This is a genomic window from Acinetobacter legionensis (genome assembly GCF_057165765.1).
The window spans coordinates 2,786,766-2,804,602 of sequence record NZ_CM169896.1; the positions used below are offsets into that span (position 1 = coordinate 2,786,766).

The 17,837-nt window shown below is 37.3% G+C and carries 13 protein-coding genes; 7 read left to right on the top strand and 6 right to left on the bottom strand.

Translation table 11 applies throughout. The annotated features are described in order from the left end of the window. Window positions 1-310: 310 nt before the first annotated feature. From AC2G3J_RS12785 to AC2G3J_RS12800, 4 genes are all read left to right on the top strand, one after another. A complete protein-coding gene (locus AC2G3J_RS12785; protein ID WP_419328963.1) occupies window positions 311-1,018 on the top strand; it encodes an SIMPL domain-containing protein in 708 nt (235 codons plus the stop codon). A gap of 264 nt (window positions 1,019-1,282) precedes the next feature. Then, window positions 1,283-3,487 carry a TonB-dependent receptor family protein gene (locus tag AC2G3J_RS12790; protein WP_483770083.1) on the top strand — a complete coding sequence of 735 codons (2,205 nt, stop codon included), beginning with the start codon at window positions 1,283-1,285 and terminating at the stop codon, window positions 3,485-3,487. 139 nt (window positions 3,488-3,626) lie between these two features. Further along, window positions 3,627-4,397, top strand: a complete 771-nt coding sequence (locus AC2G3J_RS12795; protein WP_336954166.1) for a sulfite exporter TauE/SafE family protein — start codon at window positions 3,627-3,629, stop codon at window positions 4,395-4,397. A 514-nt stretch (window positions 4,398-4,911) separates the two neighbouring features. Beyond that, window positions 4,912-5,892 (top strand): IS110 family RNA-guided transposase, encoded by a 981-nt coding sequence (locus AC2G3J_RS12800; protein ID WP_483770084.1) that lies wholly within the window; start codon window positions 4,912-4,914, stop codon window positions 5,890-5,892. Window positions 5,893-6,168: 276 nt separating this feature from the next. On the opposite strand, the gene AC2G3J_RS12805 is transcribed toward AC2G3J_RS12800, so the two are convergent. The 4 genes from AC2G3J_RS12805 to AC2G3J_RS12820 all read right to left on the bottom strand — a co-directional run bounded on the left by AC2G3J_RS12805 (window position 6,169) and on the right by AC2G3J_RS12820 (window position 9,570). Then, the gene (locus tag AC2G3J_RS12805) at window positions 6,169-6,489 is read right to left on the bottom strand and encodes a nucleoside triphosphate pyrophosphohydrolase family protein (RefSeq protein ID WP_419360286.1); all 321 of its coding nucleotides are present in this window, start codon (window positions 6,487-6,489) and stop codon (window positions 6,169-6,171) included. Window positions 6,490-6,654: 165 nt separating this feature from the next. Continuing rightward, entirely contained in the window at window positions 6,655-7,290 is a 636-nt protein-coding gene (locus AC2G3J_RS12810) for an SMI1/KNR4 family protein (RefSeq protein ID WP_336954689.1), read from the bottom strand. Between the two features lie 105 nt (window positions 7,291-7,395). After that, on the bottom strand, window positions 7,396-8,490 hold the full coding sequence (locus AC2G3J_RS12815; RefSeq protein WP_336954690.1) for a fatty acid desaturase family protein: 1,095 nt from the start codon (window positions 8,488-8,490) through the stop codon (window positions 7,396-7,398). A 12-nt stretch (window positions 8,491-8,502) separates the two neighbouring features. After that, complete coding sequence (locus AC2G3J_RS12820; RefSeq protein WP_419360289.1) at window positions 8,503-9,570, bottom strand: ferredoxin reductase; 1,068 nt, start codon at window positions 9,568-9,570, stop codon at window positions 8,503-8,505. 142 nt (window positions 9,571-9,712) lie between these two features. Here AC2G3J_RS12820 and fabR point away from each other — a divergent pair, with 142 nt between their 5' ends. The 3 genes from fabR (at window position 9,713) to AC2G3J_RS12835 (ending at window position 12,558) form a co-directional block, all read left to right on the top strand. Further along, the gene (fabR, locus tag AC2G3J_RS12825) at window positions 9,713-10,408 is read left to right on the top strand and encodes an HTH-type transcriptional repressor FabR (RefSeq protein ID WP_004721706.1); all 696 of its coding nucleotides are present in this window, start codon (window positions 9,713-9,715) and stop codon (window positions 10,406-10,408) included. A gap of 44 nt (window positions 10,409-10,452) precedes the next feature. Then, a complete protein-coding gene (dapB, locus tag AC2G3J_RS12830; protein ID WP_483770085.1) occupies window positions 10,453-11,283 on the top strand; it encodes a 4-hydroxy-tetrahydrodipicolinate reductase in 831 nt (276 codons plus the stop codon). A 258-nt stretch (window positions 11,284-11,541) separates the two neighbouring features. Beyond that, window positions 11,542-12,558: an AI-2E family transporter gene (locus AC2G3J_RS12835; protein ID WP_096733677.1), complete on the top strand. Its 1,017-nt coding sequence runs from the start codon at window positions 11,542-11,544 to the stop codon at window positions 12,556-12,558. 145 nt (window positions 12,559-12,703) lie between these two features. On the opposite strand, the gene AC2G3J_RS12840 is transcribed toward AC2G3J_RS12835, so the two are convergent. Further along, window positions 12,704-14,398 carry an AMP-binding protein gene (locus AC2G3J_RS12840; protein ID WP_336954694.1) on the bottom strand — a complete coding sequence of 565 codons (1,695 nt, stop codon included), beginning with the start codon at window positions 14,396-14,398 and terminating at the stop codon, window positions 12,704-12,706. Window positions 14,399-14,873: 475 nt separating this feature from the next. After that, a complete protein-coding gene (rapA, locus tag AC2G3J_RS12845; RefSeq protein WP_336954695.1) occupies window positions 14,874-17,711 on the bottom strand; it encodes an RNA polymerase-associated protein RapA in 2,838 nt (945 codons plus the stop codon). Window positions 17,712-17,837: the final 126 nt, after the last annotated feature.

The following is a 17,837-nucleotide window of genomic DNA, read 5'->3' on the forward strand; positions in this document are numbered from 1 at the left end:
ACATTTAGCTAAATCTAATTAGTTATTATCATCATACTATGTGACAAAGCAAAGAAAAGCCGATAATTAAAATGAATTTCTAAATCTAGCTCAATTCCACAAATTTCCATTACAACGAAACTCGATAAGCTTTTAATTTTTAAAAAATTTTAAACAAAATAAAATTGCAATTTATATGCAAATTATTACAAATGCACCACAAAATCTGCCATAGTTTTCCGCAAACCAGATTTATGATTAAAAACAGATTCAATTTAAACAATATATCTTTAGGTCATAAATTTTAGTCAAACAATTTTAAGGATTCATTATGCGTTATTTAGCGTTAACTACTTTACTCTTGGGAACTACACTGAGCACAATGGCGATGGCAGCAGAAAATGACCCGTTAAATTACAATATTGTCAATGTTCAAGCAGATGCGACACGTCAAGTGTCTAATGATGAAATGCATGCAGTACTTTTTATTGAGAAAAACAACAAGCAACCTGCTGAGTTATCTTCTCAAATAACCCAATTAATGAATCAAGCCATTAGCATTTCAAAAAAGTATCCACAAGTTAAAGTCGAAACAGGCTCACAAACTACTTACCCAGTTTACGACAATGACAATCAAAAACTGAAAGAATGGCGTGGTCGTGCAGAAATTCAAATTGAAAGTAAAGATTTTAAAGCAGCAAGCCAGTTAATCAATGAGTTGCAAAACAGCTTTCAAACACAATCAATTAATTTCACAGTGTCTGATGAACAACGTAAAAAAGTTGAAAATGAATTGATGGTTGAGGCTTCAAAGAATTTCCAACAACGTGCGCAAATTTTAACGCAAGCGTGGAATAAATCATCTTATAACTTGGTCAATATCAACATCAATACTAGCAACTCTTATCCACAACCTGTTTATGCAGCGCGTGCATCTATGGCTAAGTTTGAAGCTGCCGATGCCGTTGGTGGTCAGAATATGGCCGCTGGTGAATCAAAAATCACAGTCAATGCTAATGGTTCGATCCAGTTTAAATAAGTTTTTGATCAGGGTCTGTAGACATTTCATAAATGGCTTGCGTTGTAGACGAATTATCAACAGACCCTAATATAAAGACCGTGCTTATGCACGGTTTATTGCTATTGCGCTTTATAAATTTGCCATTGCAAAATAAAAAAGTGAATATTTGATTAAAAAATCTATTAATTTGAATTAAACAATAGTTTTAAATGATAATCATCCTGATTTAAAAATATGTTTGAAGAGATTAAGATACGCACAATTCCAAATGCCTATTTTTTTATGAAAATTTCAAGCCAAAGAACACCTGACTTCACTCTGTTTAAACCCTCACATCTCAGCCTTGCAATTGCTGTTTCACTTAGCTTTATATCCAATGCTGCCTTTGCCGAAGACAATCAAGAAACGTCAACACAAACACTTAAAACAATCACAGTACAAGCTGAAGGAAACTGGCTTGAAGCTGCCAATGCTGAAAAAGTTCACAAGCATGCAGGTGCACGTACCATTATCGATCGCAAAAAAATGGACGAATCTGCGGTAACCTCTATCCGTGATGCGTTAAAACAAGTGCCAGGTGTTCAGGTTCAAGACAGCAATGGCACAGGGGGTAGTGATGTTTCTCTCAATCTAGGTGTCCGTGGCTTAACCTCTCGCCTATCACCTCGTTCTACAGTATTGATGGACGGTGTCCCTCTATCCTTCGCACCTTATGGTCAACCACAATTGTCTATGGCACCTGTTTCAATGGGCAATATTGAATCTGTAGACGTTGTTCGTGGCGCAGGTTCAGTCCGCTTTGGGCCTCAAAACGTGGGTGGGATTATCAACTTTAATACCCGTGCAATCCCTGAAAAACTATCAGGCTCTGTTGGTTTAACTACAGAATTCGCCACAGGTACCGATCAACTCAAGTACAGTCCAAACCTCTTTATCGGCGGTACTATGGATAATGGTTTAGGCCTTGCGCTACTTTATTCAGGAACCAAAGGAAATGGCTATCGCGAAGCCAATAACGACATAGATATCGATGACGTGATGTTAAAGTCGTCATATCAATTTACAGATGCGGATTCGATTGCACTTAGTCTGCATCACTATGAAGGCCGTGGCGAAATGCCCGAAGGCTTAACAACTGCAGATTATGCCAAAAACCCATACCAGTCGAACCAATACCGTAACTATTTTGCAGGTCGTCGTTCAGATGTTTCTGTTAAATATAGCCATAAAGATGAATTAAATAACTTTGAAATCCTTGGTTATTATGTCGATTCATTTCGTACCAGTGATCTGGAGTCTGCTGTAGAAGGTACTGCAAATAGTCGAATTAGTAACTCTCCACGTGATTATAAATATTTTGGCATTGAACCGCGTTATTCACGTGCCTACACTTTGGGCAATATGAATAATGAAGTCACGGTAGGTTATCGCTACTTGCAAGAAGACAGTTCAGAGTTTTCTGGTCGTACAGCACAATATAACACTGTTACAGGCACACCGGGTGAACGCCTTGCCAACACGAGCAGTGAAGGTGGAACTAAAGCCCATGCTGTGTATATTGATAACCGTTTTGGTCTCGGTGCATTGACCCTTACTCCAGGTGTTCGTTTTGAGTCAATTAAAACCCATAATGATTATACCGCGTACCAAAATGGTAAATTCATAAATACGGTGCATCCAAAAATTAATTCTGATGAGTTTTTACCAAGCCTTGCAGTGCAATACAATTTCAATGAACAATGGAATGTCTTTGCTAATGCAGCGGTTTCTTTTGGTCCTCAGCAATATAACCAGTTGGCTAAAGTCGAAAGCAACAAAGCTATAACCACTTTAGATGGTCTCCATCCTGAAAAATCCAACAACTATGAAATCGGTACCAAATACCTAGGCAATGGTTTAAATGCAGAATTTACAGTGTTCTATTTAGACTTTGATAAAGAATTATTACTTGAACGCCCTGATAATATTGGTACGGGCATATGGACCAATCTAGGTGCAACCAGTCATAAAGGAGTAGAGCTTGGTCTCAGTTATGACTTTGGTAATCTCTACGACTCGCTGCAAGGCTTAAAAGTCTACAGTAACTATACATTTACCAAAGCAGTGTCTGAGGCAGGTAAATTTGATGGTAAGGACTTACCTTATTATTCAAGACATGTTGGAAATTTAGGCCTTGGTTATAGCTTTGACAAATGGTCTGTCAATGCTGATATGTTTGCTCAATCTAAACAACATGCGCCGGGTTCAGGCAATGTTTACCAAACTGTTGAAACAGCAGATGGCCGTAATGGTGATATCCCTGGTTATTCAACTTTTGCGGTACATACAGCTTATGATTTTGGTCAAGATTTTTACGGTTTAAAAGTGGCAGGCGGGATTAAAAACCTATTTGATCAAGAATATTTTACTCGTTCCTCTGACTCTACAGGTGGTAAATATGTAGGACAGCCGCGTACTTTCTATCTACAAACGTCTGTTGATTTCTAATTTTTGAAAAACGTGTAAATTTACAAAGCATTTAAAACGAAAGCGCTAATCTCATAGATTGAGATTAGCGCTTTTTAATTACTTTTATTTGAATATATTCTATGATTATTCTCTTAAATAACAGTTAGAACAATCTGTAATGGAATACGAGACAATACTTCTGAGTTTAGGCTTCTTCGCTTTTTGTGCTGGTTTAATTGATGCTGCGGTGGGTGGAGGTGGATTAGTTCTACTCCCAGCGCTAATGCATGCCTTTCCCAATCAAAGTCTCGCCACAGTTTTTGGAACCAATAAAATCATTGCCATGGCAGGTACTGTATCTTCTGCATTTGCTTACTTTAAGAAAGTTACGATCAATTGGAAACTTATACTACCGACAATGTTGGCAGCATTTATATTTTCTTTTTTAGGTGCAATGTCCGTTTCGTTGATTCCTAAAGAGTTGATGCGTTATATCGTATTCTTTTTACTTATCTTGATTGCAATCTACACCTTTGCCAAAAAAGACTTAGGTAAAATCCATACTGTTTTACAGACGGGTAAGAAAGAAATTGCGTTAGGTTTATTTTTTGGCGCCTTAATTGGATTTTATGATGGAATTTTTGGCCCAGGGACCGGCAGTTTTTTGCTCTTTCTGTTTGTGAAAGTATTTGCTTTTGATTTTTTAAATGCTTCTGCATCTGCAAAATTGGTCAATGTCGCCACTAATATTTCTGCCATGTTCTTCTTTATTCCTTCTGGTCATATTTTATGGATGGCAGGCATCATTTTAGCAGTTTGCAATGTTTTAGGCTCTCTTGCGGGTACTGCTTTAGCATTTAAATATGGAAGTGGTTTTATTCGTATTTTCTTTTTAATTCTACTGGTATTTTTAATTAGTCGCATGGGCTATGACTTATTTATCAATTAGTCATTCATACTAAATATACAAATTGAAAGAAGCCCGCCAAAATTCTATAGTTAAACCACCTAATTATTCATAGAATTAATTTTAATCAATTCATTGAGCATAAATAAAGCTTATGTTTTTGTATGAACTTATGGAAGCTATTGGTTATCAATTCGTTTTTCGTACTTTTGAATAAAAGATGGTTGTCCTACCGTGCGGCGACATGGATGTCGCCGTTGGGCGGGGGTATATGAGCAAAAATAAAGCACTGCTTTGTTTGCAGCGCAAGAGCCCTGTTAAACGAAAGATTTTTGTCATCTTGTATCTTGTTCTTTGTAGTGATTAGCTATCACTACACGTAAATTGTAGAGTTTGGTTTGTCATCAAAACTTCGAGTTTCCTGAAAAGATTAAACCTACAATTTACACCTAACCACTGACATAAATCTGGACGGTAACTAAGCACTTTGATGCTGCATTCACAAGAAAAGACTGTGGTTTTTTAATATTAATTCAATCAATAATTAGGTGAAGCTATGTTTTATCTTGGCATTGATGTTTCTAAAGCTAAATTCGATTGTTGTTTATTTCTTGATGACTCTAGTGGAAAAATAAAAACTAAATGCTTTTCCAATAGCAATAAAGGATTTCATCAATTATTATCATGGTTAAATCGTTTTGGTCTTGTTGCTGAAGAAACTAGAGCCTTAATGGAAGCAACATCCGTCTATCATGAAATGTTAGCTCAATTTTTATTTGATTTAAAATTTCAAGTTTGTGTGGCTAACCCAGCCCGTACTCGATATTTTGCTCAAAGTATCTCTAAGCTTAATAAAACTGACAAAATCGATAGTGAAGTATTGGCGCGATTTGCAATGACTGTAGATTTACATTTATGGCAACCCACTCCTGATAATATCCGATTGCTCAATGCTTTATTAGATAGAAGGTCAAGTCTTGCGAACGACTTAAAACGTGAACAAAATCGTTTGGAAAAAGCAAACTCCACTCTAATAGTTGTACCAATTTTAAAGTCTATTAAGACTAATATTAAATCATTAACTCGGCAAATTCAGAATCTAGATACACAAATTCAAAACCATATTGATCAAGACCATGAGCTTAAACGTGATCAAAAGCTTCTTGAAAGCATTCCAGCAATTGCTGAGCGTACCAGTTTATTAATGCTTGTTTTTTTACGTGCTCATTCTTTTGAAAAAGCAAGCCAAGCTGCTGCATTTGTGGGTTTAGTTCCCATTCATAGACAATCTGGTAGTTCTGTGCTTGGAAAAAGTCGCTTATCTAAAGCCGGTTCACCTAAAATTCGATCGGGTTTATATATGGCTGCCATTGTTGCAACTCGGTACAATCCTCACATTAAAGAGTTGAGCGAACGGCTCTTAGCGAAAGGGAAAACTAAAATGGTAGCGATTGCTGCTGCTATGCGAAAGTTAATTCATCTTTGCTATGGTGTTCTTAAAAACCAACAACCTTATCAGGCAAATTATAAGGCATGAATCCTTAAATAATTTGCTTGACAGTTAAGACGGTATCTTTTCATCTCTGAAAAGTTAGGCATCGCCTTCGCAAAGGGATTTAAACTTTTATTGTAAGGTGTGGCATTGCAAGCTTTTTATAATCAAACAATTTATTTTTCCATGCAATTGATTTAATTTAAAATATTAATTAAGAAGAATTATATTCTTGTGTCTGAGTTTTTGACAGGTTGACTATATAATTAATGATCAAATGCTTGGTCATAAAAAATGTTCAATAAACATTTTTCCAAAAATTTAAATCTTTTCAGCTTTATCTAAAAAGTATTGTGTGGCTTCAGTTAAATCCATATCTAATTCATTGGCAATAATGGCTAACCACCAGACACATTCACCTAACTTATGCTGCAACTCTTGCTGAGCATCGCCTTTGTGTAACCACTTCCCCGTCTGCGCCATCACTAATCTCCCAACCAATCCAGCATCAGATAAAAATGCCAACGCATCCTCTTGCACTGTCCATTCAGCATGATGATTTATTCGCTCTAGCTCATGATAACGTTCTCTGATTTTTACTGAACGTGCTACAACCTCACCAACCGTTATTTTATGATCCATCATTTTGCTCGTTTAAAAATTAGAGCTTACTTGATTTTGTAAAATTGATTCGATTAGAAATGTAATGCGTTCAAAATTGAGTGTGTAGCAATAATCGCCATTGATACACTTTTTACTAGTAAAGCTTTCAAACATAATTTTATAAAATGATTTTTCTAAAAAAAGCTAAGTAAAATCAGGACGCGCCCAGCGTTCACTCATATGCCAATTGACCAGATCAATAGCTGCATCACTTTCTAAAAACTCATTTTCATCTTCTAAAGCATCTTTATTCAACTGATATAAGTCATTGTCTAAATCATCTGAAAATTGTTGAAGAAAATTGGTAATTGAGTTAGCGACCAAAATCCCAACATCATATTCATGATCAATAAAGATCACTTGTCCAATTTGACCTACGGCGGTGGGTACTAAATCCACATACAAACCTGTTCGCCCACCATCGTGCGCAAACTGAACCCAATCTCGATGGTGGGCATTGGTTGGATTGATTTGTGGGTCAGCATGTTGAAGTACAAACAACTCATCAACGAGATCTGCAAGATCGTCGCGTTTAGTTTCAATATTAGTGAGTGATAAAAATTCCATGCCATAAAATAAACTGCCTAAATTTTCCTCTTCATTCATCCCATTATGCCAACAGTACAACTGTTTAAAATCATCAGGTAAGTGTTTAGAAAGCCTTTGTTCAAATTGTTCTATATCAGCAATACTTGCCGCGGGATTAAGTGATTGATTTGCAATCTTTGCCGCATGTTGCACTAACCAATTTTGTATATTTTCTAATTGTTTTTGAATCATGTTCTTCTCATTAACCCTAGTAACAGTCAAATAAACTTTACTGAAAAACCCAATCATTAACAATAAAAAAGCCACTTAAAAGTGGCTTTGGCTTTAGTAAATCAACTACTTTTTAAATGGAAATGCATATTTCACAATACGTCCAAGGACTTGACCATACTGCTTAAACAAACTTGCATTGTTGTAGTTTAAGCCATACTTTTTACATACCGCTTCAACTTTGGGCGCCATTTTACGATAGCGACGAGCAGGTACTTCAGGGAATAAATGATGCTCGATTTGATGACTCAAATGTCCCGTCAAAATATGAAATGCTTCTGAACCGGTTAAATTCGAAGAACCGCGAATTTGGCGCATATACCAATGTCCACGACTTTCATCCTGTAAAACAGTTTTAGGGAATACTTCAACATCTTTGGTAAAGTGACCACAGAAAATGATACTAAATGTCCAAATATTACGGATACCGTTGGCGACTAAATTACCTGTAAATACAGGTAAAGCTGCGGGGCCAGCAATCAGAGGGAAGAACAGATAATCTTTAAAAAATTGTCTACCAATTTTCTTCTGGGTCGGCTTCCACTCTTCTTTAAACTGCGCCCAAGTTTTGCGTTTATAAACCAATTTACCAATTTCAAGATTTTGAATCGCAACGCCCCATTGGAACAATAGACAGAACGGAATTGCATATAAAGGCTGCAATAAAAAACCCGGTTTCCAGCGTTGTTCTGGGAATAAACGCAATAAACCATAGCCGATATCATCATCCATCCCTTTGATATTGGTATAGGTATGATGCTTATAATTATGGGTCTGGCGCCAGTTGTCAGAGGTTCCAACAATGTCCCATTCGTAAGTTGTACCTTTAAAGCGTGGATCATTCATCCAATCATATTGCCCATGCATAACATTATGACCGAGTTCCATGTTTTCCATGATCTTGGCAAAGCTCAGTAAGCCTGTACCAAGTAACCATGCAGGTGGAAACCAACCCGCAAATAAGCATGCTCGGCCTAAAATACTGCTATAACGAATCGCGGCATATACTTTTTTGATATATTTGGCATCTTTTTCGCCAATATCATCTAACACTTCTTGCTTAATTGCATCCAACTCACGCGCTAAAGCATCCAGCTCAGTCTGGGTCAGTTCACGGTTTTTGGTGTTTTTAAAATATTGAATTTTAACTGGCATATTCATGATAAAACTCGCTTAAAGATCAATAACTAAATCAGTTTTGGCAGTATTCACACAAATTCTCAGTAAATTATTCGGTTCAAAATTTTCTTGACCATTGACTAAGTTTTTTGTGGCACCCTGTGCTTTATTACACGCGCATTTATTGCAAATCCCCATTCTGCAACCATGTTCTGGTTTGATATTTTGTTGTTCTAAGCCAACTAAAATGGCTTGACCTTTAGGGATTACAACCACTTTATTGGATTTGGTTAAAGTGACATTGATAAAGCCTGTGTCATCAGAAATCGCTGGACTTAGACTAAATGCTTCGCTTTTAAGTACTTTGGCCTGTTGAAACAATTGTTCAGCTGTTGCCACAAAACCTGAAGGGCCACATACATACACTGTGCTTTGCTCAAGATTTTTAATAATATGTAAATATTCATTATTTAAACGTGCATCCGCAGGTACTTCTTGGGTATAAAATACATCAAATTTAAAATCGGGATGTTGTTGGGCTAATTGCTCAAACTGTTGTTTAAAGGCAACGTCTGCATTTTTTTTAACCCAATACATTAAATGTACTGGTTGACGATCAAGCTGCTGGTTCGCTGCCAATGCCTGAATCAAACTATACATCGGTGTAATACCGCTGCCCGCAGCGACCAGAATCAATGGACTGACAACTTGAGGCAATAACATATCACCATAAGGTCGGCCAAATTCAATCACCTCACCCACTTGGGCATGTTCAAATAACCAGTTACTCACAACGCCTTTTTCTACTTTTTTTGCCGTGAGTAATACATGTTGCGTATCTAATTGAGTCAGACTATAGGTACGTTCATAACGACGACCATTGATTTCGACAGTGATCGGATGATGTTGCCCTGCTAACCCCATTTCAAACAAGCGGTTAATTTTGATGGTTAAGCTGATCGTATCTGCAGCGGATTGTTCTTTTTCAACAATTTTCCCCAAAGCTTGTTGAACTGACCATAATGGATTAATTTTCTGTAGCCAAAAATTAGTCGCATTATTACCTAACACCATATCAAATATAGTGTTTACGGGAGATTTTTGCTTTTCAATAGCGTGCATACTAGGCTCACCATCTGAGTGATTTTTAATTATTATACACATGTATATATATTTGTATATACGTGTGTATTGTATCTAGACATTTCATTTATGTAATGACAAAGGCTATAATGAAAAAAATATTTTAACTATTTGATACTTTATGAATCCAACGTCCGTATTACCTCAGAACCCAGCTACCCTTCAAGATCAAATTCATGAGCTTGAAAAAGTTTCTGTACGTACTGTTGGACGCAAAGCGACTATTACTAAAGAAGAATTATTCCAAGCTGCCTTAAATCTGATTGGACCGCAAAAAAGTATTTCCTCTTTAAGTTTAAGAGAAGTTGCCCGTGAAGCTGGGATTGCGCCAAATAGTTTTTATCGTCACTTTAAAGATATTGATGAGTTGGCGATTGAACTGATTGATCGTTCAGGTGTGGTGCTCCGTCAAATTTTGCATGAAGCTCGAATTAAGGCAATCAGACAAAGCAGTATTATTCGTAGTTCAGTTGAAGTATTTATTGAACAACTCGATGCCGATGAAGGTAATTTGAGCTTACTCCTGCGTGAAGGTTATACAGGATCAAAACAATATAAACTTGCTGTAGACAAACAACTTAATTATTTCCAACAAGAACTCCAAGAAGATTTGATTCGAATAGAACGCATCAATCACAGTAAATTAACCCATCCTGATTTAGTCGCCAAAGCTATTACTCAGTTGGTATTTAATATGGGTGCCAAGGTGATTGATTTGCCGATTGCTGAACGTAAAGAAGTCGCTGAACAAACCATGGTGATGATTCGTATGTTACTCGAAGGCTCACGTCATTTAGACGAAGCGCAAATTAAATAATACCTATTCTTTCATAGCCTATTAAATACAAGTATCAGTACCCTATGATCAATCACAATCAACAAAACATTCGTGTAGGCATACTTGGTGTGACTGGTCGCATGGGACAAATGCTGGTTCAGGCCTGTCTCAATGCAGGACTAAACATTACTGTTGCTACAGCAAGAGTTGCAAGTGCAGCGATTGGTCATGAACTAGGTCAGTATCTCAATCTAGCACCATTAAATGTGCTTATTTCAGGTCGTTTGGAAGACATCATTCAGCATTGTGATGTGGTGATTGATTTCACTACAGCAAAGGCATTATCGCAACATTTAAAAATTTGCCAGCACGCTAAAAAACCGATGATTATTGGTATCACTGGTTTATCTGAGCAATTAAATCAACACATTGCTCAAGCCGCGCAAGATATTGCTATCGTTCATTCAGGCAATTATTCCATTGGCGTCAATCTCAGTGTTGATCTGGTTCGAGTTGCTGCCCAATTATTAGGTGCAGGATTTGAAGCTGAAATCATCGAAGCACACCATCGACAAAAAGTAGATGCGCCATCAGGCACTGCATTGATGTATGCAGAAGCGATTGCTCAAGTCAGAGCGCAATTGCTCAGTAATTTAGTGGTCTATCAACGCCATGCTGTGGTAGCTGAGCGAGTACCCCAACAGATCGGTTTACAAGCTATACGTGGTGGTGACATTGTTGGTGAACATAACACGATATTTTATGGTCATGGGGAACAGGTCGAAATCAAACATATTGCAAGCAATCGGATGAACTTTGCGACTGGTGCAATTCGAGCCGCAATGTGGTGTATTTCTCAACCCGCTGGCTTATATAACATGCATGACGTGATTCATTTGAACCACTCACTTTAATAGCGTTCTATGTACTATTCAATATACTGCTCAATGTACGCAGCATTGAAATTTTTCTGATCAATCTCACGATAGTGATCTTTTATCTTTATAACGTTTTTAAAGACTTTTCACACAGTATTCAGGCCAAATATTTTCACATTGAATTAAGCTTTGTATTTAAAAATAGCTATCTCGCCGCGAGTTAGAGTGATATAAATCTAACTTGGTATTTTTATATTCCCCTATACATCAATTGTATAATTGAGCTCTATTCACATGAAACTGTTAAATGATCGTCAAAGTATTATTGCAAGTTACTTACTCATGCTGATCTTTTTGTCTTTACTGATTCCCTTGCATCTTTTAGCGTCATTTTTTGCAGGTTTTGTTGTTTTTGAAATTATCAATAGTTTAGGTAGCATTACGGAGAGATATATTGATGGTCAAAGAGCTCGCTTGACCATCAGTATTATTCTAGCCATCTTTATTATTTCTTTGATTGTGCTCAGCATCACAGGCTTAATCAGCTTTGTTCAACATGATTTGCAAGGTGCGGGAATCAATGCCATCAGTGACCAAGTCGATAAAACCTTACAAAAGCTACAACTTGAAGTGGCACAATATATTCCCGGATTTATTCCTTATTCACTCACTGAATTAAAAGATCAAACTTTTGACTTAATCAAAGATAATTTATCAACCTTAAAAAGTACCGGAACAGGCTTTTTACATAATTTAGCCACCATGTTGATTGGTATGATTGTGGGGATCCTTGTCTCATTAAACCAACTGCGCCCACAGCCGGATCAGCCAGAATTTAAACGTGCCATGATCACACGTATTGAAAATCTTTCGTCATCTTTTAAAAATGTGGTGTTTGCTCAGTTTAAAATTTCTTTAATCAATACATTTTTATTTTTGATTTTCTCTCACCTGATCCTCCCTGTTTTTGATATACATTTACCTTTTGCCAATACCTTAGTGATCCTGACTTTTATTTTTGGATTAATTCCAATTGTCGGAAACTTACTCTCCAATACTATTATTGTTATGGCAGGTTTAACCATTTCAGTATCTACCGCAGGTATCGCATTACTTTATCTAATTTTTATCCATAAACTAGAATACTTTATTAATGCCAAAATTATTGGCACAAAAATCCATGCAGCATCATGGGAAGTCTTATTGGCAATGTTAGTCTTTGAGTCGTTCTTTGGCTTAGCGGGTTTAATTGTTGCACCCATTTTCTATGCCTATATCAAGTTAGAACTTAAACAAGCCGAAATGATTTAAAGCGCAATTCACTTGTGTCATCAAGAACCCCTTCTTTTAAAGGTGTGCAGTATTAATTTGTAAAAGAAGAGAATTAAAAAGCCTGAACTGATCAACGTTACAATTCAGGCTTTTTTCCTAATAATACGAATGCAGTTAAAAACTTTTATTCCCAGACCACTTCTCGTTTCTGTTGTGCCCAAGCATCTAAAAATGGCTCATAACGACTTTCAATTTTATTACGTTTAATTTTCATCGTTGGGGTAAGTAAATCATTTTCCATGGTCCATGGTTCATTGACTACGACAAAGAAGCTGATTTTTGCATGGGGCTCAAGTTCTTCATTGATCTTCACTCTTAATGCTTTTAAGGTGTTTTCAATTTCATCTCGCTTCGGGTTCTGCTTCAGACTGTTACGAATATCTTCAGCCAACATAATAAAGGCAACTGGTTGTGGTTGGCTTGAACCACCAATACATACAGATTCAATTAATGCCTGATTGCCGATTTTTTGCTCAGTCGGAACTGGCATGATGTATTTGCCTTTGCTTGTTTTAAAAATATCTTTAATTCGACCAGTAATTTTTAACCGCCCTTCTGCATCGATCTCGCCCAAATCCCCAGTACGTAAAAATCCATCTTCGGTCATATCTTCTGCAGTTTTTTCAGGATTTTTATAATAGCCCAACATAGTTCCTGGGCTTTTTACCAGAATTTCACCATTTTCATCAATTTTACACTCCACTTTAGGTTGGGCATGCCCCACATAACCACTGGCAAACTGCCCCACACGTGTCACATGCGAATAACCACAATTTTCAGTCATACCATAGACTTCAAGTAACTCTAAACCTAAATTTCGATACCATAAAATAATATCTGTAGGTAATGGTGCAGCAGCAGTAAATGCATAACGGACATGATTTAGCCCGAGCTTGGTGAGTAATTTCTTTTTAACCAATTTACCCAACACAGGTATTTTGAATAAAATCTTTTGTATATGGAGCGGTATTTTTTCATTAACGCCCAAATAGAACTTGGTCCATAAGCGTGGTACCGAAAAGAATAGTGTGGGTTTGGCACGATTCAAATCTTCGACAAAGGTTTCAATTGAATTTGCAAAATACACGGTAAAACCGCAAACCATCAGTGAAGATTGAATAAAAATACGCTCAGCAACATGTGCAAGTGGTAAATAAGATAAGGCCCGATCAGATGTTGTCACTTGATAAGTCAATCTGAGTTCACGAGCGCCAGATAAAAGCGTCGCAAAACTTTGCATAACCCCTTTAGGTACACCAGTACTGCCAGACGTATAAACGATGGTCGCTAAATCATTTTTATTGGGTAATACTGGGTTTTCTAGTGGCGCAACAGATTGCACAATATCATTCCATTGCGGTGCGTCGAATTCAGGTGATAATGCCAAACGCACACAAGCTAAATCTTGTGGAATGATTGTTTTTACCTCATTCCAGCTATCCGCTTTACCGTCCAATTTTCCAATAAATAAGAGTTTTGCTTCACTGTGGTTGAGTACATAAGCTGAACCTTCCGCATTGAGTGTTGGATAGAGTGGGACTGAGATATGACCTGACATCCAGATCGCTAAATCTGCCATAAGCCAATGCGCACTATTTTTACCATAAATTGCGATCGCACTCTTTTCAGGCAAGTTTAAAGACTGTAAATAACTCGCCATACTGCGAACTTGTTGTGCAACTTCCGACCATGTGTAATGCACCACATTGCCATTGGCCAATGGTTGTACAAACACATCTTTTTGCGGTAATTGCTTTTCCCAATGAAGTAGATAGTGCACATGGGTATCATGAAACTCAACAAAATCCTTGTTTTCCATATCATTTCTTCCATTATTTTAAGTTTTTATCTTGGCTATAGACGGTTGCTTTCGAACTTGTCTATTTGGATACACAATACTAAATGATCAAATTACATGGGTGAGTAAACTTTATCTCTAAGGAACAAATCGAGATCAAAGTACACTATTTTAATAGCATAAAAACGGTTGCGATGTATACAACAAACTCCCTGTAAATCCTTCATTGATTATTGTTGTAAAGTAGATCTCATCCAATGATACATGGCGTTTCTATCGCGTGGTGACATTGATGCATGGTCTATAGCCCTTCATACAAGATATGACCATATAAATGGTGCAATAATAGGAATTAGTTTTTATAAATGGTTATAACTTTTACATTTAAAATCAAAAAATAAAAATAACCCAATAATTGATTATTTAAATATGCATAACATATACATCAAAAAAGCTCCCAAAGGAGCTTTTAGAATCTAGATAAAATTACACTAAATTAAGGTTTAACCACAACCAATACCTGAATCGCTTCTGGCGTCACAGAAATACCTTCCAATAGACTTAAACCTTCTTTCTGGAATTTCTGTAAACGTTCAATTTCATCTGCACGAATACTTGGATTAAATTGCTTTAAGTAGCTTAAACGATCAATTTCATATTGCCATTTGCTACCGTAAATTTCTTTAGCTTGCTCTTTTAACTGCGGTAAAACACCTTTAGCAATATCTAAAGCTTGTGCATAGCGTTCTTCAATCACTTCACGACGTGCTTTCACCACTTGACGACAGCTATTGCTATCTAAATGATGTAAATACGGCTTAATAATTTCTGGATTAAGCTTGGCAGTAATATCTTGGCCCGTTTCAGTCAATAACACTCGAATCAATTGTGTTGGTAAGCTAGAAGGTAAATTTAATGCTTTAGGCGCAACCACATCCACTTTAAACCAAACTTCCAACAAAATCGTGCCTTGTTTAAGTGCATTGGTTTTTAGAATCGCAACATTGGTACTACCAAAAGATTGGGTACGGATAATTTCCATCACACTTTCAGTAAACGGATGTTCAAGTGTTAAATATTGCGCGTCTTCACGGATCTGTGCCTGATCACGATAGAAGGTTGCAGTCATACCCTCTTCGTCAATATCCAAGCCTTGCACTTGCATTTGATCGGTTGGTTTAATAATCACCGTACCATTACTTTGCTCATCAAAGTCAATGTTGGTTGATGCCATAAACCGCTTCATAAACATTGGCAACAAAGTATTGTCATCATAGTCTTCAAGCGCTGTAACAATTTCTTGTGCCACGATCGGACGACATGAGTTGTATTCCAATAAACGGTCACGACCATCTTGCAATTCAACTTCAAGTGCTTGACGCTGTACATTGACCGCTTCAAGAAGCTCTTCAAAAACTTGCCCTTTATCATCCAATAAGCAATCTTTTAAATCGACAATAAAGTTTTCTTGTAAGGTTTGTGCTGTAGGCGAAATATTACTGAAAATATTTAGCGCTTCATTATACCAACGGAACATACGCTCTTGCGCTGTACCTACAAGATAAGGCACATGAATCTGAATACGATTTTCCTGACCAATACGGTCTAAACGACCAATACGCTGTTCAAGTACATCTGGATTTGCAGGCAAATCAAACAACACAAGGTCAGAAGCAAACTGGAAATTACGCCCTTCTGAACCAATTTCAGAACACAGTAAAATCTGTGCACCATAAGAATCTTCAGCAAAATAAGCCGCTGCTTGGTCACGTTCCAATAAGCTCATGCCTTCATGGAACATTGCGGTGCGGATACCCGCGTGGATGCGTAAAGCATTTTCAAGTGCTTCAACAACTGGACCACTACGTGCAATCAGCAATACTTTTTTATGTTTTAAATCAGAACGTAATCGTTCCATCAACCACATAACACGTGGGTCTGTTTCCATCCATGCGCCATCAAGTTGCAGCTCTTCTGGCCACATTTGTTCGCGTAATTTTCCATCTTTAGACCAATTTTCTGGTGCTGGTAATGGTGCTGGTTGGCAATCACGTCCAGGGAAACCTTGAATTGCTTCACGGGTATTACGGAACAAGATACGACCTGTACCATGACGGTCTAAAAGCTCATGAATTGCACGGAAACGATGTTCAGGCTGATCTTCAATCGGATGACCTAATAATTTTTCAACTGCTGCTAAATGTTCCGCTTCGAGTGGCAAATCTGACATCAACACTTCAGCAATTTTAGCGGTATGATGATATTGTTCTTCTTCATCAAGGAAACGATCAAGCGAACTAAAACGTTGTGGATCAAGTAAACGTAAACGGGCGAAATGGCTTTCTACACCTAGCTGTTCAGGTGTTGCAGTTAAAAGCAGCACACCTTCAGTTTTTTCAGCAAGCTCTTCAACCAGATCATAACGGTCATTACCGCCTTCCTCTTCACTCCACATCAAATGATGCGCTTCATCGACCACCAGCAGATCAAAACCAGCTTCAATGGCTTGCTCACGCAAATCATCATGGTCAATCATCAAATCTACTGAAGCAATGATACATTGTTCAGTCAGGAATGGATTGAGTTCAGGATCATGCTCTTTGATTGAAGCTGTACGAGTAAGATCAAACAATGAGAAATTCAAATTGAAACGGCGACGCATTTCAATCATCCATTGATATTGTAATGAATCTGGTACAAGAATCAGAATTCGCTCAGAACGACCCGTTTTAAGTTGTTGATGGATGATGAGTCCCGCTTCGATTGTTTTACCTAAGCCAACTTCATCAGCAAGTAATACACGAGGTGCAAATCGTTTACCCACTTCATGTGCAATATACAACTGGTGTGGAATCAATCCTACACGCGCACCGACCAAACCACGTAATGGTGACGTTTGCATATTGGCTTGCATTTGCATCGCTTCAATACGTAAGTCATACCATTCTTTATAGTCAATTTGACTTGCCAATAAACGCTCTAAAGGCTTTGATAATTGGATTTGTGCGCCAATACGCGTTTCGTTTAGCGCTTTTTTCTCTTGTTCGCCACTGTCCAATGTACGAATAACATTGTAACGAATTACTCCACTGCGATCATCTAAAGACTCAACAATCCACTTGATGCCTTCTTGGTCTTGAACTTCATCATTGATATTAAAAACAATACGAGATAATGGTGCATTATTACGTGCATAGACACGAGTTTCGTCACTTTTTGGAAAAAGAATACTGATTGAACGTTCATCGACATCAATCAGTACACCTAAACCTAACTCAGTTTCTGTGTCCGATAACCAACGTTGACCTATAGCAAATTGTTGCAATTTTTCCACCTTTATCTCATGTTAGGGCTAAAACATGGTTGCTCAAATCAGGAGAATATTTGAACAAAGTTTATACCCATTACGCAATACTTTTTGACATAAAGCTCATTAAATTTTGAGCCACTTAATTTCAAC